20 protein-coding genes, 2 rRNA genes, 1 pseudogene and 1 other annotated feature are annotated in these 26,555 nt (G+C 42.1%); of the genes and pseudogenes, 18 read left to right on the forward strand and 5 right to left on the reverse strand.

The features are described 5' to 3' along the window. The 4 genes from J2S07_RS14430 to J2S07_RS14445 form a co-directional block, all read left to right on the forward strand. Positions 1 to 1,026, forward strand: a 23S ribosomal RNA gene (locus tag J2S07_RS14430); the annotation flags it as partial. Between the two features lie 203 nt (positions 1,027 to 1,229). Then, positions 1,230 to 1,344: ribosomal RNA gene (gene rrf, locus J2S07_RS14435) — 5S ribosomal RNA — on the forward strand. Between the two features lie 124 nt (positions 1,345 to 1,468). Next, positions 1,469 to 1,687: a hypothetical protein gene (locus tag J2S07_RS14440; RefSeq protein WP_307151122.1), complete on the forward strand. Its 219-nt coding sequence runs from the start codon at positions 1,469 to 1,471 to the stop codon at positions 1,685 to 1,687. Between the two features lie 21 nt (positions 1,688 to 1,708). Then, entirely contained in the window at positions 1,709 to 2,341 is a 633-nt protein-coding gene (locus J2S07_RS14445; protein ID WP_307151123.1) for a DUF2085 domain-containing protein, read from the forward strand. 34 nt (positions 2,342 to 2,375) lie between these two features. On the opposite strand, the gene J2S07_RS14450 is transcribed toward J2S07_RS14445, so the two are convergent. Both J2S07_RS14450 and J2S07_RS14455 read right to left on the reverse strand, forming a co-directional pair. Continuing rightward, positions 2,376 to 2,804: a cell wall hydrolase gene (locus J2S07_RS14450; RefSeq protein ID WP_307151124.1), complete on the reverse strand. Its 429-nt coding sequence runs from the start codon at positions 2,802 to 2,804 to the stop codon at positions 2,376 to 2,378. A 120-nt stretch (positions 2,805 to 2,924) separates the two neighbouring features. Further along, positions 2,925 to 4,409 carry a carboxylesterase/lipase family protein gene (locus J2S07_RS14455; protein ID WP_307151125.1) on the reverse strand — a complete coding sequence of 495 codons (1,485 nt, stop codon included), beginning with the start codon at positions 4,407 to 4,409 and terminating at the stop codon, positions 2,925 to 2,927. A gap of 376 nt (positions 4,410 to 4,785) precedes the next feature. Here J2S07_RS14455 and J2S07_RS14460 point away from each other — a divergent pair, with 376 nt between their 5' ends. The 7 genes from J2S07_RS14460 (at position 4,786) to J2S07_RS14490 (ending at position 13,240) form a co-directional block, all read left to right on the forward strand. Then, positions 4,786 to 6,063: an MFS transporter gene (locus J2S07_RS14460; protein WP_307151224.1), complete on the forward strand. Its 1,278-nt coding sequence runs from the start codon at positions 4,786 to 4,788 to the stop codon at positions 6,061 to 6,063. An 89-nt stretch (positions 6,064 to 6,152) separates the two neighbouring features. Continuing rightward, a complete protein-coding gene (locus tag J2S07_RS14465) occupies positions 6,153 to 6,641 on the forward strand; it encodes a GNAT family N-acetyltransferase (protein ID WP_307151126.1) in 489 nt (162 codons plus the stop codon). 46 nt (positions 6,642 to 6,687) lie between these two features. Continuing rightward, entirely contained in the window at positions 6,688 to 7,443 is a 756-nt protein-coding gene (locus J2S07_RS14470; RefSeq protein ID WP_307151127.1) for an NRDE family protein, read from the forward strand. 140 nt (positions 7,444 to 7,583) lie between these two features. Next, positions 7,584 to 9,458 (forward strand): molecular chaperone HtpG, encoded by a 1,875-nt coding sequence (gene htpG, locus J2S07_RS14475; RefSeq protein WP_307151128.1) that lies wholly within the window; start codon positions 7,584 to 7,586, stop codon positions 9,456 to 9,458. A 181-nt stretch (positions 9,459 to 9,639) separates the two neighbouring features. Next, the gene (locus J2S07_RS14480; RefSeq protein WP_307151129.1) at positions 9,640 to 11,121 is read left to right on the forward strand and encodes a TerD family protein; all 1,482 of its coding nucleotides are present in this window, start codon (positions 9,640 to 9,642) and stop codon (positions 11,119 to 11,121) included. Positions 11,122 to 11,247: 126 nt separating this feature from the next. Further along, the gene (locus J2S07_RS14485) at positions 11,248 to 11,646 is read left to right on the forward strand and encodes an acyl-CoA thioesterase (protein ID WP_307151130.1); all 399 of its coding nucleotides are present in this window, start codon (positions 11,248 to 11,250) and stop codon (positions 11,644 to 11,646) included. 103 nt (positions 11,647 to 11,749) lie between these two features. Continuing rightward, positions 11,750 to 13,240, forward strand: a complete 1,491-nt coding sequence (locus tag J2S07_RS14490) for an alanine/glycine:cation symporter family protein (protein ID WP_307151131.1) — start codon at positions 11,750 to 11,752, stop codon at positions 13,238 to 13,240. Positions 13,241 to 13,319: 79 nt separating this feature from the next. Here the strand turns inward: J2S07_RS14490 and J2S07_RS14495 are convergent, their stop codons facing one another. Further along, on the reverse strand, positions 13,320 to 13,454 hold the full coding sequence (locus J2S07_RS14495) for an FbpB family small basic protein (protein WP_307151132.1): 135 nt from the start codon (positions 13,452 to 13,454) through the stop codon (positions 13,320 to 13,322). Between the two features lie 107 nt (positions 13,455 to 13,561). On the opposite strand from J2S07_RS14495, the gene J2S07_RS14500 reads away from it, so the two are divergent. Both J2S07_RS14500 and J2S07_RS14505 read left to right on the forward strand, forming a co-directional pair. After that, a complete protein-coding gene (locus tag J2S07_RS14500; RefSeq protein ID WP_370872837.1) occupies positions 13,562 to 15,544 on the forward strand; it encodes an acetoacetate--CoA ligase in 1,983 nt (660 codons plus the stop codon). Positions 15,545 to 15,565: 21 nt separating this feature from the next. Further along, positions 15,566 to 16,339, forward strand: a complete 774-nt coding sequence (locus J2S07_RS14505; RefSeq protein ID WP_307151134.1) for an arylamine N-acetyltransferase family protein — start codon at positions 15,566 to 15,568, stop codon at positions 16,337 to 16,339. Positions 16,340 to 16,415: 76 nt separating this feature from the next. On the opposite strand, the gene J2S07_RS14510 is transcribed toward J2S07_RS14505, so the two are convergent. Then, a complete protein-coding gene (locus J2S07_RS14510) occupies positions 16,416 to 17,957 on the reverse strand; it encodes a 2-isopropylmalate synthase (protein ID WP_307151135.1) in 1,542 nt (513 codons plus the stop codon). A 53-nt stretch (positions 17,958 to 18,010) separates the two neighbouring features. Further along, positions 18,011 to 18,243, reverse strand: a binding site (T-box leader). 232 nt (positions 18,244 to 18,475) lie between these two features. Here J2S07_RS14510 and J2S07_RS14515 point away from each other — a divergent pair. From J2S07_RS14515 to J2S07_RS14535, 5 genes and pseudogenes are all read left to right on the forward strand, one after another. Next, positions 18,476 to 20,023, forward strand: coding sequence for a sensor domain-containing diguanylate cyclase (locus J2S07_RS14515; protein ID WP_307151136.1), 1,548 nt, complete (start codon positions 18,476 to 18,478; stop codon positions 20,021 to 20,023). A 293-nt stretch (positions 20,024 to 20,316) separates the two neighbouring features. Continuing rightward, positions 20,317 to 21,828, forward strand: a pseudogene (locus J2S07_RS14520) (class I adenylate-forming enzyme family protein); the annotation flags it as partial. Positions 21,829 to 21,846: 18 nt separating this feature from the next. Continuing rightward, entirely contained in the window at positions 21,847 to 22,992 is a 1,146-nt protein-coding gene (locus J2S07_RS14525) for an acyl-CoA dehydrogenase family protein (protein ID WP_307151137.1), read from the forward strand. A gap of 57 nt (positions 22,993 to 23,049) precedes the next feature. Continuing rightward, on the forward strand, positions 23,050 to 24,576 hold the full coding sequence (locus tag J2S07_RS14530) for a class I adenylate-forming enzyme family protein (RefSeq protein WP_307151138.1): 1,527 nt from the start codon (positions 23,050 to 23,052) through the stop codon (positions 24,574 to 24,576). A 230-nt stretch (positions 24,577 to 24,806) separates the two neighbouring features. Further along, positions 24,807 to 25,001: an IDEAL domain-containing protein gene (locus J2S07_RS14535; RefSeq protein WP_307151139.1), complete on the forward strand. Its 195-nt coding sequence runs from the start codon at positions 24,807 to 24,809 to the stop codon at positions 24,999 to 25,001. 233 nt (positions 25,002 to 25,234) lie between these two features. On the opposite strand, the gene J2S07_RS14540 is transcribed toward J2S07_RS14535, so the two are convergent. Then, positions 25,235 to 26,302 (reverse strand): NADH:flavin oxidoreductase, encoded by a 1,068-nt coding sequence (locus tag J2S07_RS14540; protein WP_370872841.1) that lies wholly within the window; start codon positions 26,300 to 26,302, stop codon positions 25,235 to 25,237. Positions 26,303 to 26,555 lie beyond the last annotated feature (253 nt).

A 26,555-nucleotide genomic window follows, 5' to 3' on the forward strand; every position in this document is an offset into this window, starting at 1 on the left:
GCGAAGCTCTGAATTGAAGCCCCAGTAAACGGCGGCCGTAACTATAACGGTCCTAAGGTAGCGAAATTCCTTGTCGGGTAAGTTCCGACCCGCACGAAAGGCGTAACGATCTGGGCACTGTCTCAACGAGAGACTCGGTGAAATTATAGTACCTGTGAAGATGCAGGTTACCCGCGACAGGACGGAAAGACCCCGTGGAGCTTTACTGTAGCCTGATATTGAATTTTGGTACAGCTTGTACAGGATAGGTAGGAGCCTTGGAAGCCGGAGCGCCAGCTTCGGTGGAGGCGTCGGTGGGATACTACTCTGGCTGTATTGAAATTCTAACCCGCACCTCTGATCGAGGTGGGAGACAGTGTCAGGTGGGCAGTTTGACTGGGGCGGTCGCCTCCTAAAGAGTAACGGAGGCGCCCAAAGGTTCCCTCAGAATGGTTGGAAATCATTCGTAGAGTGTAAAGGCACAAGGGAGCTTGACTGCGAGACCTACAAGTCGAGCAGGGACGAAAGTCGGGCTTAGTGATCCGGTGGTTCCGCATGGAAGGGCCATCGCTCAACGGATAAAAGCTACCCCGGGGATAACAGGCTTATCTCCCCCAAGAGTCCACATCGACGGGGAGGTTTGGCACCTCGATGTCGGCTCATCGCATCCTGGGGCTGTAGTCGGTCCCAAGGGTTGGGCTGTTCGCCCATTAAAGCGGTACGCGAGCTGGGTTCAGAACGTCGTGAGACAGTTCGGTCCCTATCCGTCGTGGGCGTAGGAAATTTGAGAGGAGCTGTCCTTAGTACGAGAGGACCGGGATGGACGCACCGCTGGTGTACCAGTTGTCTTGCCAAAGGCATCGCTGGGTAGCTATGTGCGGAAGGGATAAGTGCTGAAAGCATCTAAGCATGAAGCCCCCCTCGAGATGAGATTTCCCATAGTCTAACTAGTAAGAACCCTGAAAGATGATCAGGTTGATAGGTCAGAGGTGGAAGCGTGGTGACACGTGGAGCTGACTGATACTAATCGTTCGAGGACTTAACCAAAAACGTAAAGCGGAGGCGACTGCTTAGCTTCGACAGGCGTTGGAGAGCCGGTCATACAAATCCCGGTTTTGGATTTGTGGGAACGGATCGAAATGACCGAGAAGTTAGGAGCCGAAGCTAGACAAGCAAGAAAGCGATATTCAGTAATTTCTCTTCTTCATTCATTATCTAGTTTTGAGGGAATAATCCCTTCAATAAAATAGTCCGGTGGCGATAGCGAGAAGGTCACACCCGTTCCCATACCGAACACGGAAGTTAAGCTTCTGCGCCGATGGTAGTTAGGGGACGAGCCCTTGTGAGAGTAGGACGTTGCCGGGCGAGCGAAGAGTATCCAGTAGAGGGTACTCTTTTTTTTGCTTGGTACAAATTCTTATTCATCAATACAGGCAACCATTGCATAGATATATATGGAACTACATCAAGGATTAGCGGAGGTGATGGAATGTCTGGGGGAGTTAGGTTTTTGCTTTATCTCCTTTCATTCTTTATTCCCATTGCAGGCATCATTCTCGGAATTATTTGGATGAACGATGCTGATTTGGAAAAGAAGCAGGTAGGAAAAACATGCTTAATTGTATCGATTGTGGCCATTGCGCTTAGCTGTATCTGTTGGTTTGCAGCTTCAGCATTATCAATCATGCCAGCCTTTTATGGGTATTAACCGTACGGCATGGGTACGGGTTTGGAATCATTCGCTTTTTTTCTAGGAAAAGCAATCTGTCATCAGCTTCATGAAAGAACCTTTTTCATTGATGGACATTATTTACCGGTTTGTGCTCGTTGTACCGGTATCTACATCGGTATTTTCTTTTCCGTTCTTCTATTTGGCTTTGGGAAAAAATTTCGCTCTAATACAATTCCAACAACAAAAATAAGTATTTTTTTATTAGTTTTTCTTCTTCCATTAATCATTGATGGTTTCGGATCCTATCTTGGCTTCTACTCTACAACCAACCTTGTTCGAGTCATTACAGGTGTTTTGTTTGGTGTCATTTTACCGATTTTTGTTCTTCCCTTGCTCAATCATACGGTCACCTCCACAAATCGCGTGATGACAGACTTAAGAAGGTTTTATTATACTCTCGCTTTAGCACTCCTACTTGCGCTACTTTCTAGTCAAGGATTTATCCCATTGATCATCTTGGATTTACTAATTGTCGGAAGCCTCGTTAGCTGGGTAGCAATACTGTTTTTACTCTTTTATAAAAAAATTAGAAATAGGTTCATTTCAATTGGATTTTCATACATGAGCAGCATACTTGTTCTATTCGCTCTTTCTACCATTCATTCAATCATTGAAAATATCCTACGATAAAAGAGTCAGGCAAAACCCGCTGACTCTTTTGTAGTTAAAACGTACTATAAATATTCTCACAGGTTTCTGCAGTTGGTTCATAGAAGCAGTGCTGCTTAAATCTCCCGACAAGGGGCTGATTATACCATTGGGCAGGACAGTCTCCAGTAGGTCGAAAATACCATAGACTAAATTTTGCCGGCCATAGCCTTTCTCCACCCACCGCCCGCCTGGCCAGTTTTCTATCAACCTCTCTTGCAGGCTGATAGAAATATCCCTTTTGTGTGGCCTCGAATGCATGAGGTTGATAAACCATTTGTGGAATTGTTCTTAGTCCCTTAAAATCAGAGCAATTTCCTCTAATTCGGTTAATCCCTACATTTCCTACCATTAGCATTCCTTCTAGACCTTCACCCTCGGCTTCCGCACGAAGCAGCCTAGCCATTAAGTCAATATCCGTATTGGATGCTGCAACAACAGCCATACCATCACCTCTGTAAGTTCATCTATTTTATCTTATTCCTTAAGTGGGTGATGTTTCCAAAAGGGGATACTTGGGTGCAGAAGAAAATGCCTAACCGTAATGACAGTTAGGCACTATTTTCTATACAAAATTAGCCATTGCTTTCTCCCAGCTCACCCTTATGTCCTCCCCAGGCTGTTCCTCGACTCTATTTTCTAGATCGAAAATCAAAGTGGAGCGGGTTTCCATGTCATATTGCGGCCAGTTCGGCATCGCCTGAGTACTTGGATTACCAGTCCGAGCAAATGCGATCCAAGCCTGATGCATCTGATCGGATACCGTTTGTCTGTCTGGAGAACTCCCAGTCAGGTTCTCCGTTTTCGGTTTGTTTAGTGTATTCCAAACAAATGGAATTTCAAGGGCATGGGCTGCCTTTAATACTCCACCAAGGACAGGACTTTCCCAGTCGAAACGATACATCCAAACAGGAGCACCCTGCTTGACCTGATGTTCAGCAAGCTTGATCGCAGGATACGTAAAGATCTGCATCGTCATCAGCTGGTTATATAAATCCTGATTTAATTCTTCTTCAAGCTGTTTTGAAAGAGTTGGCCATAGAGGACCAAAGGTCTTTTCGAAAACAGCCTGCATAGTTGCCTGGTCCATGTTTCTCCACATGGGGTCAAATGCAGTAAAAATATTGTACTCGTCCTTGTTGGTTCCGATAAGAATACTGACATCCTTGGCTGAACCAGTTGCAATTGCAGCTTCAGGATGAAGAGGAAGAGAGACTCCATCAATCACTGGAGATAAGCTCATGGGTGGGACTATGCCCGAAGCTTCAATTAGTTTTTCAACGGGTATTTGCTCAAGCTCTACGAGGTTTGCTGAATCGACATTTAATGCGGTTAATATCTTGTTGGCTACCTTTGTGGCTTTCTCTTTAGGAATGGCATTTCGTGCAGCTCCACTTTGAAGAATTGCCTGTTGAAAGAGACCTTTGGCAGCAGGCATACCGAGTAACACGCCAATACTCATTGCCCCTGCGGATTCTCCAAAGACGGTGACCCGATTTGGATCGCCACCAAAGCTGGAAATATTATCCCTGATCCATTCGAGTGCTGCAACCTGATCAAGAATGCCACAGTTCCCTGAGGTAGCGTACTCCTCTCCACCAATATCGCCGAGATGTAGAAAACCGAATACTCCAAGGCGATAATTAATTGTGACCACAACGACATCGCCATTTGCAGCAAAGGGTTGACCATCATACCAAGAACTAGAGCCAGAGCCTGAAACAAAGGCACCACCATGAATCCAGACTAGCACAGGTCGCCGCTTGTTATCGGAAGCTGGCGACCAAACATTCAAATATAAGCAATCCTCACTCATATTCGTGATGTCATTACCTAGAAAATCCATAATCTCACTGGAAGCCTGGGCAGCTACAGGACTAAATTGTGAGGCATCACGAACTCCCTCCCATGAATCCGGTTTTACTGGTGGATGAAAGCGCAAAGAGCCAACAGGGGGCTTTGCGTAAGGTATTCCTTTCCAGCAATAGACATCTCCAAGCTTCTCCCCTTGTACCTTTCCATAACTCGTTTCAACTAGAGCATCTGACATGAGTGTATCTCCTTTCATATTGGCTATATTAGTCTTCAGTGTTGATTTCAGCCTTATACGTGTACGTGAACGGGTTTTATTCGGTACGAATAACGTAGTGAACGTACATGTATAAGGCGATATTAAAGTCAACAATCAGATATAACAGAGCCTTTTTATTAAGAAAGTATGTGGAAATTCCTGCTAGAGTATCTATATTCAACAGAAATGGAGCAAATCCTTTATTTTTTAAATTTTCTAAAAATAAATGAAAACTCAAACTAAATTTACGAGATTCTCTATCTATAAACAGGTTGAAAATAGTACAATGTAGAAAGGCAGAGTTAGCCATGTGATAGATTCATTGAAAAAGGGGGAATATTTTTTGGAGAAGAAAATGACGAAGCCTGAGAAAAGCTGGGCTCTCTATGATTGGGCTAATTCAGCCTACACGATTGTAATTGTTACGGCTATCCTGCCATTGTATTTTAAAGCATCAGCAACCGAGGCGGGCATTAACGCAGCTACCTCGACGGCTTACTGGGGGTATGCGAACTCCTTCGCAACATTGGTGATCTCGATCTTAGCACCTATCTTAGGAACCATCGCTGACTTTAGGGGCTTTAAGAAAAGGTTTTTTGTTTTTTTCTCAGCGTTAGGTGTTGTTTTTACATTATTATTGGCCGTCGTTCCGTCCGATCAATGGCTTTTATTATTAGTCTTTTATGTCCTAACGTCTATCGGCTTTTACGGTGCGAATGTTTTTTATGATGCCTTTTTAGTTGATGTCACGACAGAGGAGCGAATGAATCGTATCTCCGCAAATGGATTTGCTTTGGGGTATATTGGAAGTACCATTCCCTTCGTCATTTCAATTGCCATCATCGTTTTAGCACAGAAGGAAATCATCCCGTTATCTGTGTCAGTGGCTAGTCAGATTGCCTTTGTCATTACCGCATTATGGTGGGGGCTTTTCACAATCCCGATGTTGAAAAATGTGGAACAGGTTTATTTTGTTGAAAGGGTTCCAAATCCCGTCCGTACAAGTTTTAAGAAACTGTTCACAACCCTGAAAAATATTAAAGCATTCCGGCCCTTATTTTTGTTTTTAATTGCTTACTTCTTTTATATCGATGGGGTTCATACAGTCATCAAAATGTCGACAGCTTATGGGTCTGATTTAGGAATTGATTCAACAACACTTTTAATTGTATTATTTGCAACCCAAGTGATTGCGGCACCATTTACCGCATTGTTTGGGAAATTAGGTACCAAATATAGTGAGAAAAGCATGATTATGGTAGGAATCATCATTTATATCTTTATTTGCTGCTATGCTTATTTCCTTGATTCTGCCTTAGATTTCTGGATTCTTGCCATGCTTGTTGGAACGGCCCAAGGAGGAATCCAAGCACTTAGCCGCTCCTACTTTGCCAAGCTTGTTCCAAAGGAGTCCTCCAATGAGTTCTTTGGATTCTATAGTATTTTTGGAAAATTTGCAGCCGTGGCTGGACCCGTCTTGCTTGGTGCAACAGCGCAAATTACCGGCAGTACAAATGCTGGTGTGTTCAGCTTAGTTATTCTATTTATTATTGGAGCGATTCTATTACTCCGTGTACCGAATGCAAATGAAGCGGTTTCCATGCCTCCAGTGACAGGTCAGTCCAAAAAATAAATCATTGGAAAGCACATAGCATCTTATTTAGCTATGTGCTTTTCTATGGTAATATATGAGATTAATAGTTAGCGGAAAGGTGGATTATCATGAGTTATTCAATCCGTAGGGCAAATCTTGAGGACATGAAACAAATTCAACAGGTGGCTAGAATTAGTTGGCATGATACATATGAGGGAATTATCCCCGTACTTATTCAGGATCAATTTTTGAACACAGCCTATAGTGATGAGATGATGAAAAGAAGAATAGAGCATTCCCTTTTGCTCGTTACAGAAATGGAAAGGAAGATCGTGGGGTTTGCCAATTTTTCCCCAATAAAAGAAAATGGGGAAGCAGAACTTGGTGCCATTTATTTGCTGCCGAATGCTCAGGGGGCTGGAATCGGTACCGCTTTGCTTCATGAAGGGATCCAGCAGCTTTCAGGGGTGAAAAAGATATTTATTAATGTTGAAAAAGACAATCATGTCGGAAAGAGATTTTATGAAGCGAAGGGGTTTGAGGTCGTTTCAGAATTTGATGATGACTTTGATGGTCATAAGCTGAAAACAATTAGGATGGTGTTAAGGGTGTCGTGAGGGCAAGAAAATATCTGGTTTTGATGAAGTAAGGAGGTGTGATTGCATGTGTTTAATTCTATTTGCCTACAAAAAGCATCCCAAATACCAATTGATCATTGCCGCAAATCGGGATGAATTTTACAAAAGACCGACTGCTCCAGCTCATTTTTGGGAGGATGCTCCAGAAATACTTGCAGGACGTGACCTAGAAAAAATGGGGACATGGATGGGGGTCACAAAGGATGGTCGTTTTTCCGCTTTAACAAATTACCGAAACCCAAGAGAGAATGGGGAGGGGAAGAAATCTAGAGGTGAACTTGTTTCCGGTGCCTTGCAATATCAAGGGGACTTAAAAAGCTATATGGAGGAATTAGCTCAGCAAGATGCCTCGTACCCTGGCTACAATCTGCTTGCAGGGGATCTGAACGAGTTATTTTACTATTCTAATATAGGAAAGAAGCTCATGGCCATTGAGCCAGGAATATATGGGGTGAGCAATCATCTGCTTAACAGCAATTGGCCGAAGGTACAAAGGGGGAAGGAGGGGCTGGAACGGATCATTGCCCTTGATAATAGCAGCATGATTGAGGATTTATTTTCATTGCTTGCTAATGCGGAGCAAGCTCCAGATGAAATTTTGCCGAAAACAGGTGTTTCCTTGGAGATGGAGAGAATGCTCTCGCCACTATTTATTAAGAGTGAGGAGTATGGGACAAGGAGCTCAACCGTGGTATTCATGTCAGCTCAGGAAATTCATTATGTGGAAAGGGTCTTTTCCAACGGGAAAACAAGTACTCAAGAATTTAAGATAAATCTATAACCAACTCTATCCTTTCTCCATCAATCATCATTGACAGCTAGAAAAAAATATGATATTAAAAATAATGGATGTTAGCACTCTTGATAATAGAGTGCTAAATTAATGGGTCAGCAAAAAATGTGCGGGAGGAGTATTATCTTATGGAGAAGAAACAGTTTCAGGCAGAGTCTAAGCGATTACTCGAGATGATGATAAACTCTATTTACACTCAAAAGGAAGTTTTTCTAAGAGAGTTGATTTCGAATGCGAGTGATGCGATCGATAAAATCTACTATAAGGCATTAACAGATGACAGCCTTAGCTTTAACCAGGATGATTACTACATAAAAGTAGAGGCTGATAAGGAGAACCGTACACTTAAAATCACGGATACCGGGATCGGCATGACGAAGGAAGAGCTGGAAAACAATCTTGGTGTGATTGCCAAGAGTGGCTCTTTGGCATTTAAAGCGGAAAATGAAATTAAGGATGGCCATGATATTATTGGTCAATTTGGTGTGGGATTTTATGCGGCCTTTATGGTAGCTGATGTTGTTACGGTTATCAGTAAAGCCCTAGGTCAAGAGGAAGCCTACAAATGGGAATCGGAAGGTGCTGACGGTTATACGATAGTGCCTGCGGAAAAGGCTGAGGTTGGAACCGAGATCATCCTGAAAATAAAAGAGAATACTGAGGATGAATCCTATGATGAATATTTAGAGGAGTATCGTCTTAAATCGATTATTAAGAAGTACTCAGATTTTATCCGTTACCCAATCAAGATGAATGTAACGAAAAGCCGTAAAAAAGAGGGCAGTGAGAACGAATACGAGGACTATACCGAGGAAGAAATCATTAACAGTATGGTTCCGATCTGGAGAAAGAATAAGAGTGAATTGACTGATGAGGACTATGAGCAATTTTACCATGAAAAACGCTATGGCTTTGATAAGCCACTAAAGCATATTCATATTAGTGTGGATGGAACCATTCGCTATCAAGCGATTCTTTATATTCCTGAAAACATTCCATTTGACTACTATTCAAGGGAGTTTGAAAAAGGACTTGAGCTCTATTCAAATGGGGTTCTAATCATGGATAAGTGCGCCGACCTTCTTCCAGATTATTTTAGCTTTGTCAAAGGAATGGTGGACTCTGAGGATTTATCCCTTAATATTTCAAGGGAGATGCTCCAGCATGATCGCCAATTAAAGCTTATTGCTAAGAATATCAATAAGAAAATAAAGAGCGAGCTTCAAGGCTTATTAAAAAATGAACGTGAAAAATATGAGAAGTTCTATCAATCCTTTGGTCGCCAATTAAAGTTTGGCGTCTACAATGAGTTTGGTGCTCATAAAGAAACATTGCAGGACTTGCTCATGTTCTATTCATCCAAAGAGAAGAAGTTGGTCACGCTGGATGAATACATTTCAAGAATGCCTGAGGAGCAAAAATATATTTATTACGCTACAGGGGAATCGAACGAGCGGATTGAGAAGCTTCCACAGACAGAGCTCGTTTCCGATAAAGGCTTTGAAATTCTTTATTTCACTGAGGATATTGATGAATTTGCGATCAAAATGCTGATGACATACAAGGAGAAGGAATTTAAGTCTGTCTCAAGCGGTGACCTTGGCATTGAAGAAAGTGAACAAGATACGGAAGCAAAGGACGAAGAAAATAAAGAGCTCTTTGATGCAATGAAAAACCTTTTAGGTGATAAGGTGAAGGATGTTCGAATCTCCAAGCGTTTAAAATCCCACCCTGTCTGCTTGACCGCGGATGGAGAGGTTACCATTGAAATGGAGAAGATCCTGAATGCGATGCCAGACAACCAAAATGTGAAGGCGGACAAGGTTCTTGAAATCAATCCAAATCATGAGGTGTTCCAGTCGTTAAAAGCGGCTTTTGAAAATGACAAGGAGAAGCTTGCACTCTATACGAATCTTCTCTATAACCAAGCTCTTCTCATTGAGGGGCTACCAATTCAAGACCCAGTTGAATTTACTAATGATATATGCAAGGTTATGGTTTAATGATTTTAACAAAAGCGTAATCTGTGGTAAATAGAAGCTAGCCAATGCGGCTAGCTTTCATTTTTTATCCAGGGAAAATGGTTATTTGGAAACCTACTTCATTAATGATAGAAAATAGAAATTATGTTATAAATGATTATAGCGTATAACGATACAAACTAAGTTGATGGAGGGGAAAAGGATGGCAGTGGTTCTAACAAAAGGACAGAAAGTGGATTTAACAAAACACACACCAAACTTACATACCGTTTTGGTAGGATTGGGCTGGGATGTAAACCAAAGCGGGGGCCCCAGCTACGATTTAGATGCATCTGTTTTTTTATTAGAAAAGTCTGGTAAGGTAAGAAATGAGCAGGACTTTGTGTTTTATAATAATCCCGTAGGCGGCGGACAGTCTGTGTTTTATAGTGGTGATAATCGTTCGGGCATAGGGGCAAATGATGACGAGCAGATTCGTATTATTCTACCATCAGTACCCCAGTACATCGACCGCATCGCCTTTACGATTACGATCCATGATGCTTATCAAAAGAGGCAAAATTTCAGCCAAATTTCCAATGCGTATGTACGAATTTTGAATGAACAAAATCAAGAGGAGCTTTTGCGTTTTAATCTTCAACAGTTTACCGTTGAGACGGCCATTGTTGCGGCTGAACTATATCGCCATCAAAATGAGTGGAAATTTAATGCAATTGGCAGTGGCTTTCAAGGTGGTTTAGCCGCTCTTTGTCGCAATTTTGGTTTGGAAGTGGAAGAAAGTCAGCCAAGCCCACCAAATTATGCGAACCAAGGAACAAGCCAGTATCCAAGTCCATCCACCCCTTATCAACAGAGTCAGGCCGGTTACCAAGGGTTTGGTTCAAGCCCAGGCACCGTCATGTTTGACCGAACCAACCAAAATAATTTTGGACAGGCTCCAGGATTTGGAAATCAAGGTTATACTCAAGAGCCAGTGAGGCAACTTACAAGTATAAATAATCAACCGAGCTTTGGTGGAAACATCTCATCTTATCCAAATCCTTCTTCAAGAGGGGATATTACTTGCCCACGCTGTAACTCGGATTATATCACTTCTGGAAAAAAAGGCTTTGGTATTGGAAAGGCAGCCATTGGCGGGCTTGTCCTTGGACCTGTAGGTTTACTTGGAGGATTTATCGGTGCCAATAAAATGGAGTTCCGCTGTCAGTCCTGCCAATATAAGTGGTCATTAGATCAAACAGATTTCATGCGAATGTTCCAACAGCAAAAGGATAATGCAAGAAGGGTACTTCAAAAATACAATAATAACAACACGGTCCTGGATGCATTGATGGCATCATGTGCTTTAGTGGCGATGGCAGACGGTCATCTCGATCATAGTGAACAGCAAAAGGTATATGATTTTATCCATCAGAGCGAGGAACTTCGTTCCTTTAATACCCAGCAGGTCGTCGCTCGATTTGATCATTTTGTACGCGGCTTGCAGATGGATCCGATTATGGGTCGAGGGGAAGCACTTAGAGCGGTGGGCCGTGTTCGAGACCAATATGATTTAGCTCGGCTTGTCGTAAGGTATGGGATTGCCATTGGCTTTGCGGATGGACATTTTGAACGCTCCGAGCAGGAAACGATTCGTGATATTTGTAATGAGCTTAGGTTAAATCCAGGAGAATTTTTATCTTAACTAAGAGGCCATTCACTCCGCTATGGAGTGGATGGCTTTATTATTATTTTACAAAAAATAATGAATATTTGTTCAATTTAAGATATAATTCTTATCAAATGTTTTGCAGTAGAAAGGGGAAGAGCCATGCGAACGACGATCGAGATTAGAGTTAAAGAAGAGGATATCGATGCTCTGGGCCATGTTAATTACAATAAGTATATTTCTTATTCTGAACGGGCAATGGGAGATTGGCATAAGAATGCGGGCCTGGATTGGAATGAAATGAGCGATCGAAAAATAGGGACTGTTTTTGTTAATTTAAACGTCAATTACATAAAAGAGGCAAGGCTTGGGGAGGTCCTAAGGGTTGAAACGATTCCACTGAAGCTGGGTACGAAAAGCTTCGTCATTCAGCAGGAAATCTATAATGAAAGGGATGAAAAAATAACGGAATTCACGAAGAAATTCGTTATGTTTGATTTAGAGAGAAGACAAGGAATGAAAGTAGTAGATGAAATTGCAAGGCATTTTCATCAAGAGTGATAGCTAGAAACTCTAAGAGAATAAAAAAATTATTTTAAAAATAGTTTATATTCTGATAAATATAATTTATAATAGGATTGAATATTCTAATAGGGGGTTTGTTATGGAAGCTTTTGTTAATTGGCTTAATGGGATTATATGGAGCCCAGCACTTGTTTATCTATGTTTAGGTGTAGGATTATTCTACTCAATTGCCACAAGGTTTCTACAAATCAGACATGTTGGTGACATGAACAAATTAATGTTTGACCGCAATTCTTCTGACGCAGGGGTTTCATCCTTTCAGGCAATTTCAATGTCTTTGGCAGGTAGGGTCGGTACAGGTAACATTGCAGGAGTAGCGACAGCGATTGCATTTGGGGGCCCTGGAGCTGTTTTTTGGATGTGGGCCATGGCATTTCTTGGTGCGAGCTCAGGTTTTATTGAGGCAACATTAGGTCAGGTCTATAAAACAAAGCAGGATGGTCAATTTCGTGGGGGCCCGGCCTATTATATTGAAAAAGGACTGGGGATTAAATGGTACGCTATTTTATTTGCTCTTGTAACCGTTATTGCTACAGGTGCATTACTCCCAGGAGTTCAATCCAACAGTATGACAACAGCGATTGATAATGCTTTTGGAATTACGCCATGGATTTCAGGGCTTGTCGTTTGCACTATCTTGGCTATCATCATTTTTGGGGGAGTTAAACGTATTGCAAAAACAGCTGAAATCGTTGTACCAGTAATGGCTGTTGGTTATGTCATAGTTGCTATTATTATTGTTTTTATGAATATTGATAAGCTTCCTGGAGTCATTTCATTAATCTTCTCAAGTGCTTTTGGAATGGAAGCAGCATTCGGAGGAATCCTTGGTGCAGCTATTATGTGGGGAGTTAAGCGTGGAATTTACTCAAACGAAGCTGGTCAAGGTACTGGTCCACATGCTGCCGCTGCTGCCGAGGTTTCGCATCCGGTGAAACAAGGACTCGTCCAAGCACTTTCTATTTATATTGATACATTACTAGTTTGTTCAGCTACAGCATTTATGATCCTCATTACAGGAATGTACAATGTTACTCCAGAAAAGGGAGATGCCATTGTTACGACACTTGGTCAAATGGAACCAGGTCCAGGATATACACAAGAAGCCGTTGAGTCGGTCCTTCCAGGTTTTGGTGCACCATTTGTAGCCATTGCCCTATTATTCTTCACATTTACGACCATCATGGCTTACTATTATATGGCAGAAACCAATCTTGCTTATATTAACCAAAAGCGCAGACGTATTTGGACGGAATATCTATTAAAAGTCGTCTTTATCTTTATGGTATTCTATGGATGTATAAAGACAGCAGGACTTGCTTGGACCTTAGGTGATATTGGGGTAGGAAGTATGGCTTGGTTAAATATCATTGCCATTCTCTTACTTACAAAGCCAACTCTGAAAATTTTGAAGGATTACGAGCTTCAAAAGAAACAGGGGCTAGATCCAGTTTTTGATCCTGTGAAGGTTGGAATTAAGGGGGCTGATTTCTGGGAAAATGAATACAAATATCCAGGAACACAGGAAATTAAAGGGAATACCACATCGGGTACAACATTAGATAAGTAAAGCTTAAGCAATTATATGAATGGATAGTTTTACACAATCCCATAAAAAAATGGCAACTTTTATTAGGTTGCCATTTTTTCTACTGTTTTTGTAAACGTTTACGATGCTTCTCATCGATCATCTGTTCAATTCTAGCGATTTCTTTTTTATCGTTCAGAATCTCTTGTTTGTTATTACGAATTAATGTCTGCATACTTAGGAATTGCTTTCTCATAATCTTTCTCCTCTCATAAAGAATTTTGTCGAAATATAGGTTAATTTAAATATATCAAAAATTTCTGAATTTATCAAATAAATTTGAAAAAGAAAGGGGTTATGATCATGAATCAGTCCGTCAAAGAGGGAATGCTGTTGTGGGAGCCTTCAAAGGAATTTAAGAAACAATCAAATATGATGAAGTATTTGAGCTGGCTGAAGGAGAATCGAAACCTTGAATTTCACGATTATCCTACATTATGGCAATGGTCTGTTACGGAGCTAGAACTGTTTTGGGAATCCTTGTGGGAGTATTTTGATATTCAATCTGATTCCCCGTATTTACGGGTGCTGCCCGAACGCAAAATGCCTGGGACCAAATGGTTTGAAGGAGCCAGGCTCAATTATGCAGAGCATATTTTTCGCAATCGGAAAGGAATTGGGGCGGCTATTATTTCGAAATCAGAATTACGTCCCATGCAGACCGTAACATGGGTGGAATTAGAGAGGGAGGTAGCAGCATTTGCCAAGGGGTTATCTGACTCTGGTGTGCAAGCAGGGGATCGTGTGGTTGCTTATCTTCCGAATATTCCTGAAGCGATCATCGCCTTTTTAGCGTGCGCAAGTATTGGTGCTGTTTGGTCTAGCTGTTCACCTGATTTCGGGAGCCCGACCGTGATTGATCGCTTTAAGCAAATTGAACCGAAAATTTTGCTTGCTGTGGACGGTTATCGATACGGTGGAAAGGATTTTGATCGAATGGATACGGTTCGTGACATCCAAGAAGCCATTCCCAGCTTAGAAAAGACCGTGTTCCTGCCCTATTTATCTGAACAGCCAATGGTGGAGAAATTAGTGGATACAGTTCTTTGGAGTGATTTTGTAAGCGCATATAGAGGAGCAGACTTACCATTTATGAGCGTTCCCTTTGATCACCCATTATGGGTGCTTTACTCCTCAGGAACAACTGGTTTGCCAAAGGCGATTGTCCAGGGCCATGGTGGAATTTTGCTCGAGCACTTGAAGCAATGTTCCTTACATATGGATTTGAAGGAAGGGGACCGCTTTTTCTGGTTTACGACAACGGGCTGGATGATGTGGAATATTGTCGTGAGTGGGCTTCTAACTGGAGCAACTGTGTTACTTTATGACGGAAGTCCAGGTTATCCGAATCTAGAAGTGCTATGGCGCTTTGCCGAGGAGACGAAGATGACGGTGTTTGGAACAAGTGCAAGCTTTCTTCTCTCCTGCATGAATGAAGGGATGACTCCTTCACAGCTTCAACTGGAGCATCTGAAGGTGATTGGTTCCACCGGTTCCCCCCTTCCACCTGAGGGCTTTCTCTGGGTCTATCAGAATATTAAAAAGGATCTCTGGCTTGCATCCGTTAGCGGAGGGACTGATATTTGCTCGGCCTTTGTTGGGGGTGCTCCGATCTTGCCCGTACACGCTGGAGAAATCCAATGTCGGGAATTGGGAGCAAAGGTGGAGGCTTTTGACGAAGAAGGCCATTCTCTCATTGATGAGGTGGGAGAACTTGTGTTGACCGAGCCCCTTCCATCCATGCCACTCTTTTTCTGGAACGATGAAGGCGGTGCTCGTTATCAGAGCAGCTACTTTGATCTGTATCCAGGTATATGGAGACATGGGGATTGGGTGAAAATCACGGCAAGGGGAAGCTGTCAAATTTACGGTCGTTCCGATTCAACGATAAATCGTGGCGGAATTCGCATGGGGACAAGTGAGATTTATAGTGCTGTTGAAGGGGTGGATGGCATTTTGGATAGTCTTGTCGTGGATGTAAGCAATGAAAAAGGGAGCTCGCTCCTTCTCCTTTTTGTAGTGTTGGATGAGGGGAAGAGATATGATAGGGTATTGGAGGAAAAGGTCAGGGAACGGATACGCAAGAATTGTTCTCCGAGGCATGTACCTGATAAAATATATAGGATCGATGAGGTACCACGGACCTTAAATGGGAAGAAGCTTGAGGTTCCAATCAAGAAAATTTTGCTGGGAACGCCTTTAGAGAAGGCTGTCAATATCGGTTCGATCAGTAATACTGAGTCGTTGCAACCGTTTTTGCGGCTAGCAAAAGAGCTAAATCGTTAGAAGGTGGAGGCGTGTTTGCAAATGGATTTATTGTTTCGAAAAAGAATTGGCTATTCAGAAGGAGAGAAAATTCGCTTTGCAGATCTTCCAGAATTATTAAAGAAGGTTGCCTTAACGCTCCCTTTTGAGAATCTATGCATTACAAAGGGAGTTTTCGTACCGCTCACCAATGAAAGCTTAGTGGAGAAAATTCTTAAGAAAAATGAAGGCGGCCTGTGCTATGAATTAAATCCATTGCTCTATATGTTTTTGCGGGAAAATGACTTTCATGTATCGCTCGTGCGCGGGGTAGTCTACAATCAAAATGCACAAGAATGGTCTTCAACAGGAAGAACACATGCAGCCATTCTATTAGAAGAGGCAGGAAGCAAATATTTAGTGGATACCGGATTTGGCGGGAATCTGCCATTAGTTCCTGTTCCTTTAAGCGGCGAGACTGTGCAGTCGATGATAGGTGAATTCCGTGTGACTAAAACGGAAAATTCATTCGGGGATTATCTTTTTGAGATGAAACGAAAGGATAAGGACGATGATTGGACCGTCGGGTATGTATTTGATTCGAAAGAGACTTTGACTGAGCTTGCAAAGCTCGAGGAAATGCAGACAATCATTATAGAGAGCGAGGCTTCTTCTTTTAATAAGGGACCTCTCATAACGAAGCTGACAGAGGAAGGTAGCATGACCTTAACGGATAAATTCTTTACCCGCTGGCGGAAAGGCCGCATGACAAAGGAAGATATTAGTGAAGAAAGCTTTAAAGAGCTTGCGAAGGAGCATTTCGGATTGGATGCGTAATCGGCGGCTTTTACAAAAATGAATTTGGCCCAAGACCCATTTTAAGGCAGGTCTTGGGCTTTTTAGCTTGGTTGTTTTATTTGGATGCAGCCACAACAAATTGTGGGTATACGGCCACTAAGCGGTTAATCGCTTCGATATAGGCGCTCGCACTGGCAAAGATTATGTCGACGTTAATTGCCCGCCCTTGGTACATGGAATCCTCCTGTTTGATTTTCACAAAGACCTCGCCGATGGAGTCCTTTCCTTTAGAGATGGACTTGATGCGATAATCGATTAATTCCACATCCATGTTGAGTCCTTGGTCAATCCCTTTATAGATGGCATCGACAGGGCCGTTTCCTTCACCAATTCCCTCGATGATAGAACCGTCGCTCTTTTGAATATGAACAAATGCTCGATAGTCCTTGTTTGGTAGCACCTGTAGGCTCAAATCCTTAAAGGTATAGGTGGAATGATTCTCACGAGCTGATTTTGTTTCTAGTAGGGCAATGATATCCTCGTCGAAAATTTCCTTTTTCCGATCGGCAAGCTCCTTGTATTTCGTAAATACTTCAGCCAATTGCTCTGCACTAATGGAATAACCGAGCTCCTCGTAGCGTTTTTTCAAAGCGTTACGACCGGATAGCTTCCCTAGGACAAGTTTTGTTTCAACAAAACCGACACTTTCAGGTCTTAAAATTTCGTAGGTGGATTTGTCCTTGATGACTCCGTCCTGATGTATCCCCGAAGAATGAGCGAAGGCATTATTACCTACAACTGCTTTGTTCGGAGGGACACTGACTCCTGTTAAGCGACTGATTAATTTGCTTGTCTTGGCGATTTCCTTAAGAACAATGCCTGTATCCTTTTGATAATAATCCTTGCGGGTTTCCAGCAATGCCGCCACCTCTTCTAGTGCGACGTTTCCAGCACGCTCGCCGATTCCATTCACACAGCCCTCCACCTGTTGGGCACCCGCTTTGATCGCTGCGATACTATTGCTTGCCGCTAGCCCTAGATCATCGTGGCAATGACAGCTCAAAATCACGTTTTCTACGCCTTTCGTATTTTCAAGAATGTACTGGAATAGGCGGGAGTATTCTTCTGGTGTTGTATAACCAACCGTATCAGGAAAATTAAGGACGGTGGCGCCTGCCTTGATCACCTCTTCCGCCACCTCTTTAAGAAATTCTAGCTCCGTTCTGGTTGCATCCTCACAAGAAAACTCGACATGCTTAAAGTGTTTTGCTGCATAGGAAACACATTCTACTGCTTTCGCGATCACCTCTTCTTTTGTCATGAATAGCTTTTTCTCCCGGTGAATCGGTGATGTGGCAATAAAAACATGGATCCCTGTATTATCCACACCTTTGAATGCTTCAATCACAGCATCAATATCTGCAATATTCGCACGTGCTAAGCTAACGACCATCGGCTTTGTGACCGCCTCCGCAACAGCTCGTACCGCTGCGGCATCTCCTGGGGAAGCAGCGGCAAATCCCGCTTCAATGATGTCAATCCCAAGCTTCTCAAGCCTTAGGGCGATCTCAACCTTCTCATCTTGATTCAAGTTAACACCAGGTGTTTGCTCACCATCTCTCAAAGTTGTATCAAAAAAATAGACTCTTCTGTTCATCGTTTTACCCTCCCATTTAATATAAAGCAAAATAAAAATACCTTGCTCACAATTTGAGGGACGAGCAAGCTCGTGGTACCACCCTCATTTGCTGCTCCTCACGGATCACAGCCTTTGCAAGTCAAGGTATAACTTCACTGTTTAACGATTGTGAATCGTTTCTTCTTACATGACGGTTCGGAAGAAAGTCTCCAAGGCGAGTCGGAAAGAGTTCTCCACCTGTTCACACCAACCACAGGCTCTCTAGAGAAGATACTTCTTTCTTGCTCCTTATCACAGACAATTTTGTACTATTAAAAATTTCTAAAATTTTAAAATATAATACTACATCCAAAACAAAAACGCAACACCTTAATCATTTAAAGTATTAAATAATTTTCAGCACAACAAAACTGTCCACCTGGTACGGACAAATTCAAAGAAATGTCCACGGGCGGTACCAGGTACCTTGTTAGGAGGGGGAAGGAAGAGTATACTATAGCAGAATAGAAATATAGGTCTTAGTTGTGGTGAATAGAATGAAGCCTCGAAGGTTGAGTATAAGGGTTGTAGTACTTTCGTTGTTGGTCTTTGCAATGATGGGTACTTTTATAGGAAGTTTGATTTCAAGTGTGATCGTAAATAAGAAAAACCTGGAGAATAATTATCTAATTGAAAATCAGTTTTATGCACAAAAGCTAGCGGATACAACCGACCATCTATTTAGTGAAATGCTTCAAAATTTGAAGACGGAAGCAGAGGATCCAGTTTACCTATCCAATAAAAGCGAAGCGATTGGTGAAAAGCTTCAAGCTCTTGTTCGGTCGACAAACTTTTTTAATTCTGTATTTTTTTCTGATCAAACGGGCCATCTCGTCAATGTGGCACCAGATATTTCAAAATCAGGTGCAATTCTTAGTTCGGATGGTCCGCAAGAGGCCATTAAGAGAAAAATCCCTCTCATTTCTGAGCCATATATGGGGATTATAGGGAAAATGATGATTCTAATTTCCGTTCCTGTTTTTGACGAAAACCATGAATACGTTGGGTTTCTAGGAGGGACAATTTATCTTCATGAAAATAATAGCTTGAAAGCGATTCTCGGTCAGCAGCCTCAACATAAGAATGACTCCTATGTCTTTGTAGTGGACACACAAGGAAATATTATTTATCATCCGAATCCCGAGAGGATCAATGATAACGTTATTGAGAATAAAATGGTTCAAAGGGTCATCAAGGGGGAGCGAGGGCATCAGGTAGTGGTTAATACCCAGGGGGTCGAGATGCTAGCTGGATACGCACCGTTAAAGTCAGCGAGCAAATGGGGAATTATCTCCCAAACGCCTTCAGAGACGACTCTAAAACCTACGATCGAAGTTGTAAAAAGGACGAGTTTGATAACCATCCCATTTATCTTATTTGTTTTCTTCATATCACTATTGTTGCTTAAAAAGATCGTTCATCCCATTCGTGAATTGGCTACCTATGCAAAGAGAATTACGGAAAAGCAACCTGGCTCTCCGCCACATATCCCTGATAAATTATTTGAATTAGTTGATCTGAAAAATACCATTTTAATTGCCGTTGACTACTATGAGAAGAAGGTAGACAAAGCTGAAAATAAATCCTTGATTGACCCATTAACTAATCTTTACAATCGTCGAGCACTGGATAGAACGATTGTGGACCTGTCTAGCTATTCTATAATCCTATTTGATCTGGACCGATTTAAGGAAGTAAATGATCGATATGGCCACCAGGTAGGAGATGAGGTTCTGCTCTTTCTAACGGATGTGGTAAGAAGAGTTATGCGCACTCAAGATTCCTGTATTCGTCTCGGCGGTGATGAGTTTCTCATTATTCTACCAGAAACAGACGTTACGGATGCTGTTAAAATAGCTGAAGCATTAATGCTGCTACTCGAATCATCCATAAGCCCTACCGGAAAAACGATTTCTATCTCGATTGGCGTGGGACATTATCCAAGTATGGCAAAGAACTTTTCTGACCTCTATAAATTGACTGATGAGGCACAGTATGCTGCGAAACAAGGTGAACAGGACAAAATTGTGGTTGCTCGTGAATAGAGCAGGAACATCGCCGTTGAATATTGCTTCAACGGCTTTTGGTTCTTTTTCATAGGTGATTTGGGTAGAATAGGAGCTTATAAAAAAGCTATAACTAGAATATTGTTTAAATGTGTGGGAAGCCTTATAATGGGAATATAGTGAATTTTCTGTAAATATGGCAACGGAAGGAGCTCATGCTTTTGTGAAAAGCGTACAAAGGTAAATAAGATTTTGAAAGCGCTTTAAAAGGGTTTGTAAAACACTCTCTATGAAAATACAAAAAGGGAAAATATGAAACTAGGGAGGATTCAAGCATGAATATTGCGCATTTCCTATTAAATTCTACGAAATCTCGCCCGAAGCATCCAGTCGTTGTATTTCGAGAAGAACCGATTTCCTTTGAAAAACTCACATTACTAGTCAAGGAAAAAGCGGTCGGTTTGCGAAAATACGGGATTAAAAACAATGACCATGTCGCATTGATGATGGGCAACAAACCAGAGTATGCCATTGCCTATTTTGCTCTATTATCCCTTGGAGCAACTGTCATTCCGATCAATCCATTGTTTAAGGTGAATGAAATTACTTATATCTTAAACGATTCAGATGCAGTCGCCCTGATTGTAGATGAGATTGGCATTCAGGAGGTCTTGAAATCGAGGGAGAAGCTGCAATCTATGCAGACGATTATTTCCTTGCAGCCTTCTGAAGCGATTGTACCTTGGAGTGATGTTAGGGGGGAACCGGCAGATTATTTTCTAGAGCCAAAGCAATTGGACGAGATTGCGCAGATCATTTACACCTCTGGGACAACTGGCAAGCCAAAGGGTGCCCTCATTACCCATGGCAATATCGCTTGGATGACGGAAACAGCAGCCAAGATGCTGGAGCTGACAGCAGAAGATCGGATTCTTGTAGTCCTTCCGCTTTTTCATGCCTATGCCAAGCTACAAGGCTTGCTTAATGCTGTTTTCAAAGGCTGTACCATGTACCTCGAGGAGCGTTTTATTCCAGACGTCATTCTCAAAAGAATAGCTGACTACAAAATCTCCATTTTCCTTGGAGTTCCAACGATGTATACGATGTTTATCAATCTCCCACAAATAAAGGAGCTTGATTTTTCACATCTCAGGACAGCGGGCTGTGGCGGGGCGACTCTTCCAGTTGAAATTGTAGAAAGGGTCAATGCCGCTATGGGTGTGGATATTGGCGAAGGCTACGGTCAAACCGAGAGCACCGTTATGATTAGCTGCTTCCCTCCAAATAGTGAGAAGGTTCATGGTTCAGTAGGATATCCACTTCCTGGAATTGATTTGAAAATCGTTGATCCAAGCGGTCAAGAGGTCCCTGTTGGGGAGGTAGGCGAAATTATTTTCCGAGGACCAAACGCAATGAAGGGTTATTACAAGAAGGAGTACGAAACAGAAGAAACGATTAAAGATGGCTGGGTCTACACGGGCGACCTAGGAAAACAGGATGAAAAAGGTCTACTCTACATCGTTGATAGAAAGAAGGACATAATCATTCGCGGTGGATACAATATCTACCCGCGTGAAGTGGAAGAGGTACTGTATACCCATCCACAAATTGTGGAATGTGCAGTAGTAGGTGAATCGGATCCGACCTTTGGCGAGGAAGTAGCGGCGTATATCGTTGTTAAAGAATCCGCCACCGAGGAAGAGATCATGGCCTATTGTAAGGAAAAACTAGCACATTATAAAATTCCACGGAAGATTTATTTCCTTGAGTCGTTACCGAAAAATGCAACGGGAAAAATTTTAAAAGCACCGCTTAAAAAGAAAACGAATGTGAACGCACAATGAATAGATAGGAGTGATTCTATGGCTAAAGCATACTTTGCGGAAGAGCATGAAATATTTAGAAAAGCATTTCGTCGATTTCTGGAGGAAGAAGCGGCTCCATATTTTGAGGAGTGGGAAGAGGCGAAGCAGGTGCCAAAATCCTTTTGGAAAAAGGCTGGTGAACAAGGATACCTATGTCCTTGGGTAGATGAAAAATATGGAGGAGCAGGTGCCGATTTTGCCTATTCCGTCATTATCACGGAGGAATTGGACAGAATTGGGGCTGGAATTGGTGGATTGGGGTTACACAATGATATTGTCATGCCCTACATAGATGAGTTTGGGAATGAAGAACAGAAGCAGAGATGGCTTCCTTGGGCGGTTAGTGGAGAGATGATCTCGGCAATTGCCATGACCGAGCCTGGAACTGGGTCTGACCTCGCAAATATCAAGACAACAGCAAAGCTAAATGGAGATCATTACATCGTTAATGGCGAAAAAACATTCATTACAAACGGATATTCAGCCAATTTTGTTATTATTGTTTGCCTTACGGACCCGAATGCCACCCCGCGGCATAAAGGCATTAGTCTACTTGTAGTGGAGGAGGGGACTCCTGGTTTCAAGAAAGGAAAGAAGCTTAAGAAGGTTGGTCAGCATGCTAACGATACATCAGAATTGATATTTGAGGATGCTGTTGTGCCAAAGGAAAATCTGCTTGGTGAGGAAGGCATGGGATTCTACTATCTCATGAAGAAATTACAGCAGGAGAGATTGATGCTAGCTATCGGAAGTATTACCGGTGCTAAAAGAATGCTAGAAATCACCATTGATTATGTGAAGCAACGGACGGCCTTTGGCAAGCCGATTAGCAAGTTTCAAAACACTCAATTTAAAATTGCGGAGATGGCGACCAATATCAAAATTGGCGAAACCTTTGTTGACCAATTGATCATGGATCATATGGCTAAGAAGAATATTGTCAACGAGGTTTCGATGGCAAAATGGTGGTTAACCGATTTAGCTAAAAATGTAGCCACTGAATGTATGCAGCTGCATGGTGGCTACGGCTATATGGAGGAATATGAGATTGCAAGACGGTATCGGGATGTAGCAGTTGGGTCCATATATGCTGGTACAAATGAAATCATGAAAACAATTATTGCGAAAAATCTAGGTTTGTAAACTGTAGCTTTGGGTGTGATTTCCTATTTAAAAAACGGTTTGATAGGAGGAAAATCTATGAATCTATTTCAAGGATTAGAAAGAAATGCCCGTAATAACTCAGACAAAACCGCTATTGTTTTTAATGATCGGGAATATAGTTACCGAGAGTACAATGCTGAGGTGAATCGAATCGCGAATGCTTTGATTGACTTTGGGATTAAAAAGGGCGATAAGGTAGCCTTGATGATGAAAAACTCTGATACCTTTATTTTCGTCTATTATGGAATATTGAAGGCGGGTGGGGTAGCAGTACCTATCAACTTCCGTTTAACGGCCCATGAAACTAGATATATTCTAAATCATTCTGATTCTGTCATTGTGTTTGCAGATGAGGAGTTTGCCGAAACGCTTGCGAAGGCTGCAGAAGGAAATGACAAACTGCAGCGCCAGATCATCTCTGGTAGCAATAAGCTGGAGCACCAACAGCTCCTGTCAGATTTTCGGAGCACTTCGGCAGAGAATCCGAATCTGGAGGTTCTAGAGTCTGATGATGCGGAGATCCTTTATACTTCAGGGACCACAGGACTGCCAAAGGGGGTTGTTCTTGATCATCATCGTGTTTGCCATGTTGGTATTCTCATGGCTGTGACAATGAAAATGGGTCCAGAGGATCGAATTTTGCATGTCGCACCACTTTTTCACTCAGCTCAGTTAAATCTTTTCCTTGTTTCCGCCACCATGCTTGGCTGTACTCAAATTGTTCAGCAGGATTTCCATCCAGTTGAAACGTTAAAGATGATAGCACAGCATAAAATTTCACTATTTTTTGGCGTCCCAACGATGTATAATTTCTTCCTTCAAGTTCCTCAAGGAATGTTTGATGTATCCAGCATTAAACGCTGTGGATACGGTGCAGCACCGATGCCGATTGCGACCCTGCAGAAATCAATTGAAATGTTTGGAACCGACCAATTTTTCAATCTATGCGGCTTAACCGAGGGTGGCCCAGGCGGCATTTTCCTAACACCAGAAGAACACAAAACAAAGCTAGGCGTAAGCGGTAGGGCGAACCATTTTACCGATGCAAGAATTGTAGATGAACATGGGGTCGATGTTAAGCCTGGTGAGGTAGGGGAGTTTATTATTTCAGGTGAGACGATCATGAAGGAATATTATAAGAATCCGAAAGAAACTCACAAGACTTTGAAGGATGGCTGGCTTTATACAGGGGATTTAGCGACGATTGATGAGGATGGCTTTATCACCCTTGTCGACAGGAAGAAAGACATGATTATTTCTGGCGGAGAAAATGTCTACTCAACAGAGGTAGAACAGGTCCTTTATCGCCACCCTGATATTTTGGAGGCAGCAGTCATTGGTGTGCCCCATGAAGTATGGGGGGAGTCGGTTGCGGCTATTGTCGTTCCAAAGGAAGGCAAATCAATTGACAAGGATGAGCTTCTGCAATTTTGCCGTGAGCAGCTAGCTGGCTACAAGATTCCAAGAATCATCTATGAGATGGAGCAACTCCCGCGAAACGCCTCCGGAAAAGTATTAAAATACAAGCTTCGAGAAGCATACCAAAGCACACCAGCGACATAATAATGGTGGACAACTCAAATTAAATGAATCGATGGATAATAACTTAAACAATGAGGGCTATTTCATAAGCTGACCACTCAGCTGTGAAATGGCCCATCTTCATCACTGTCCGCCCCACACGGACAAAATCAAAAAAAGTCCACGAACAGTACCAGGTACCAATTAGAGAAAATATTGAATTGTTAGAATATTTGTGGTATACTTAGAAAAAGTTAAGGAGTTGATTTCCAATGAATAAGGATTTGTTGAATTTACCCGAACCTACTACTGAAGAACAATTATCCCTTTTAGCCGAGCAAGTGATCTCAGAGGCTCTGCTTGAACACCGCAGAGAAAAGCTCCGTAAGGAAATCGACAAATCTCTACAAGAACGAAACAAGGATGAGTTCTTACGATTAACGACAGAATTGAACAAAATTTCTTGAACATTTCAATTGGGCAGCTTGGAGGCAATCTCCAGGCTGCTTTGTTTTTGTGGGAAGATGTTTTCTAACATGTAATTAATTGGACGGTTCTTTTGTTATCTTTGATAATAGAGGAACCGCTCTTTTAGTTAAGGCGACAGCAATAGACAATAGCCCTTCCATTTAAGAAGGGCTTATCCAGTGGTTGATAGATGTCAGCTACTGGCTGATCAAAATGCGGTTCTTGATTGTGATTAAATCAAGTATTTCTCAGATTCCTTTGTATAATGCACTACTTGATCAAGTTGACCATTTTTGAGTTTTACGGCCCATTCTGAATCAGCAAGCAGTGCACGGCCGATTGCTACATAGTCAAATTCGCCTGCTTTGATTTTTTCATCAATAATTTTAAGATTGTCTACAATGGTTACATGAGCATTATCCTGGTTACTCAGATATGCACGGTTGATACCGACGGAACCGACTGCAATCGTTGGCTTTTTAGTAATTCGTTTCGTCCATCCGGCCAAGTTTAAGGATGGATCTTCATCTATAAATTCAGGTTCCCATATTCGTCTCGTAGAGCAGTGGAAAATATCCACTCCAGCTTCAACCAAGGGGGTGAGTAATTGTTCAAGCTCATTAGAATTCTTAGCTAATTTGGCTTGATAATCGGTTCCTTTCCATTGCGAATAACGAAAGACAATTGGAAAATCAGACCCGACTTCTTTCCTGCAAGCACGGACAACATCTGCCGCGAATTTTGCTCGCTCTCCAATATCCCCGCCATACTCATCGTTACGCTTGTTCGTTACTTCCCAAAAAAATTGATCAATTAAGTATCCATGGGCTCCATGCAATTCAATTCCGTCAAAGCCGATACGCTTGGCATTTGCTGCAGCTTCGGCGTATGTATTAATCATTTCAGTGACCTCTTGGTTCGTTAAAGCCTTTATTTTCTCATTTCTTTTGCCTTTTAGTGTAAATCCGGACGGACTCACAGGAGGTGCATCAATATTTGGTTCACTGCCTGCTTTTCGTGCTGCACCTACATGCCATAGTTGAGGTATGATTTTCCCACCGGCTTGGTGGACTTCCTTAACTACATTTGCCCAGCCATTAAAGGCGTCCTCACCATAAAAACGGGGAATATCGGGACTCATGACTGCAGCTGGGTGGTTAATCGCTGTTCCCTCAGTTATGATGAGTCCAATCCCATTCTCAGCACGTTTGCGGTAATATTGTGCAACATTTTTCCCTGGGACACCATTTGGCGAAAACATTCTTGTCATCGGGGCCATCACTAACCTGCTTGCCAACATTTCATTTCCAAACGGTACAGATTGTAACAAAGTATGACCTGCGTACTCTTTATCCAAAATGAGCACTTCCTTCCATTTGTTTGAATTATCTGTTTCTTTTATTCTACAATTCCACTAGACTAATTTAAACCGATAAGTCTTATGGATTTACTAAAGCGTTGTTCTTTTCTTATTAGTTCCATTGGAGAGCAAACATAGAAGCAGTCTTTTCCTCATGCAATGTTATTTGTTGGATATAATACGAGGGAGGTGT

Source organism: Anoxybacillus andreesenii (assembly GCF_030813005.1).
GTDB lineage: Bacteria > Bacillota > Bacilli > Bacillales > Cytobacillaceae > Robertmurraya > Robertmurraya andreesenii.

Excerpts from the sequence above, each read along its gene's own strand:
- J2S07_RS14440 (WP_307151122.1), top strand. The coding sequence starts at position 1,469 with ATGTCTGGGGGAGTTAGGTTTTTGCTTTATCTCCTTTCATTCTTTATT.
- J2S07_RS14450 (WP_307151124.1), bottom strand. The coding sequence starts at position 2,804 with ATGGCTGTTGTTGCAGCATCCAATACGGATATTGACTTAATGGCTAGG.
- J2S07_RS14455 (WP_307151125.1), bottom strand. The coding sequence starts at position 4,409 with ATGTCAGATGCTCTAGTTGAAACGAGTTATGGAAAGGTACAAGGGGAG.
- J2S07_RS14460 (WP_307151224.1), top strand. The coding sequence starts at position 4,786 with ATGACGAAGCCTGAGAAAAGCTGGGCTCTCTATGATTGGGCTAATTCA.
- J2S07_RS14465 (WP_307151126.1), top strand. The coding sequence starts at position 6,153 with ATGAGTTATTCAATCCGTAGGGCAAATCTTGAGGACATGAAACAAATT.
- J2S07_RS14470 (WP_307151127.1), top strand. The coding sequence starts at position 6,688 with ATGTGTTTAATTCTATTTGCCTACAAAAAGCATCCCAAATACCAATTG.
- htpG (WP_307151128.1), top strand. The coding sequence starts at position 7,584 with ATGGAGAAGAAACAGTTTCAGGCAGAGTCTAAGCGATTACTCGAGATG.
- J2S07_RS14480 (WP_307151129.1), top strand. The coding sequence starts at position 9,640 with ATGGCAGTGGTTCTAACAAAAGGACAGAAAGTGGATTTAACAAAACAC.
- J2S07_RS14485 (WP_307151130.1), top strand. The coding sequence starts at position 11,248 with ATGCGAACGACGATCGAGATTAGAGTTAAAGAAGAGGATATCGATGCT.
- J2S07_RS14490 (WP_307151131.1), top strand. The coding sequence starts at position 11,750 with ATGGAAGCTTTTGTTAATTGGCTTAATGGGATTATATGGAGCCCAGCA.
- J2S07_RS14495 (WP_307151132.1), bottom strand. The coding sequence starts at position 13,454 with ATGAGAAAGCAATTCCTAAGTATGCAGACATTAATTCGTAATAACAAA.
- J2S07_RS14500 (WP_370872837.1), top strand. The coding sequence starts at position 13,562 with ATGAATCAGTCCGTCAAAGAGGGAATGCTGTTGTGGGAGCCTTCAAAG.
- J2S07_RS14505 (WP_307151134.1), top strand. The coding sequence starts at position 15,566 with ATGGATTTATTGTTTCGAAAAAGAATTGGCTATTCAGAAGGAGAGAAA.
- J2S07_RS14510 (WP_307151135.1), bottom strand. The coding sequence starts at position 17,957 with ATGAACAGAAGAGTCTATTTTTTTGATACAACTTTGAGAGATGGTGAG.
- J2S07_RS14515 (WP_307151136.1), top strand. The coding sequence starts at position 18,476 with ATGAAGCCTCGAAGGTTGAGTATAAGGGTTGTAGTACTTTCGTTGTTG.
- J2S07_RS14525 (WP_307151137.1), top strand. The coding sequence starts at position 21,847 with ATGGCTAAAGCATACTTTGCGGAAGAGCATGAAATATTTAGAAAAGCA.
- J2S07_RS14530 (WP_307151138.1), top strand. The coding sequence starts at position 23,050 with ATGAATCTATTTCAAGGATTAGAAAGAAATGCCCGTAATAACTCAGAC.
- J2S07_RS14535 (WP_307151139.1), top strand. The coding sequence starts at position 24,807 with ATGAATAAGGATTTGTTGAATTTACCCGAACCTACTACTGAAGAACAA.
- J2S07_RS14540 (WP_370872841.1), bottom strand. The coding sequence starts at position 26,302 with ATGTTGGCAAGCAGGTTAGTGATGGCCCCGATGACAAGAATGTTTTCG.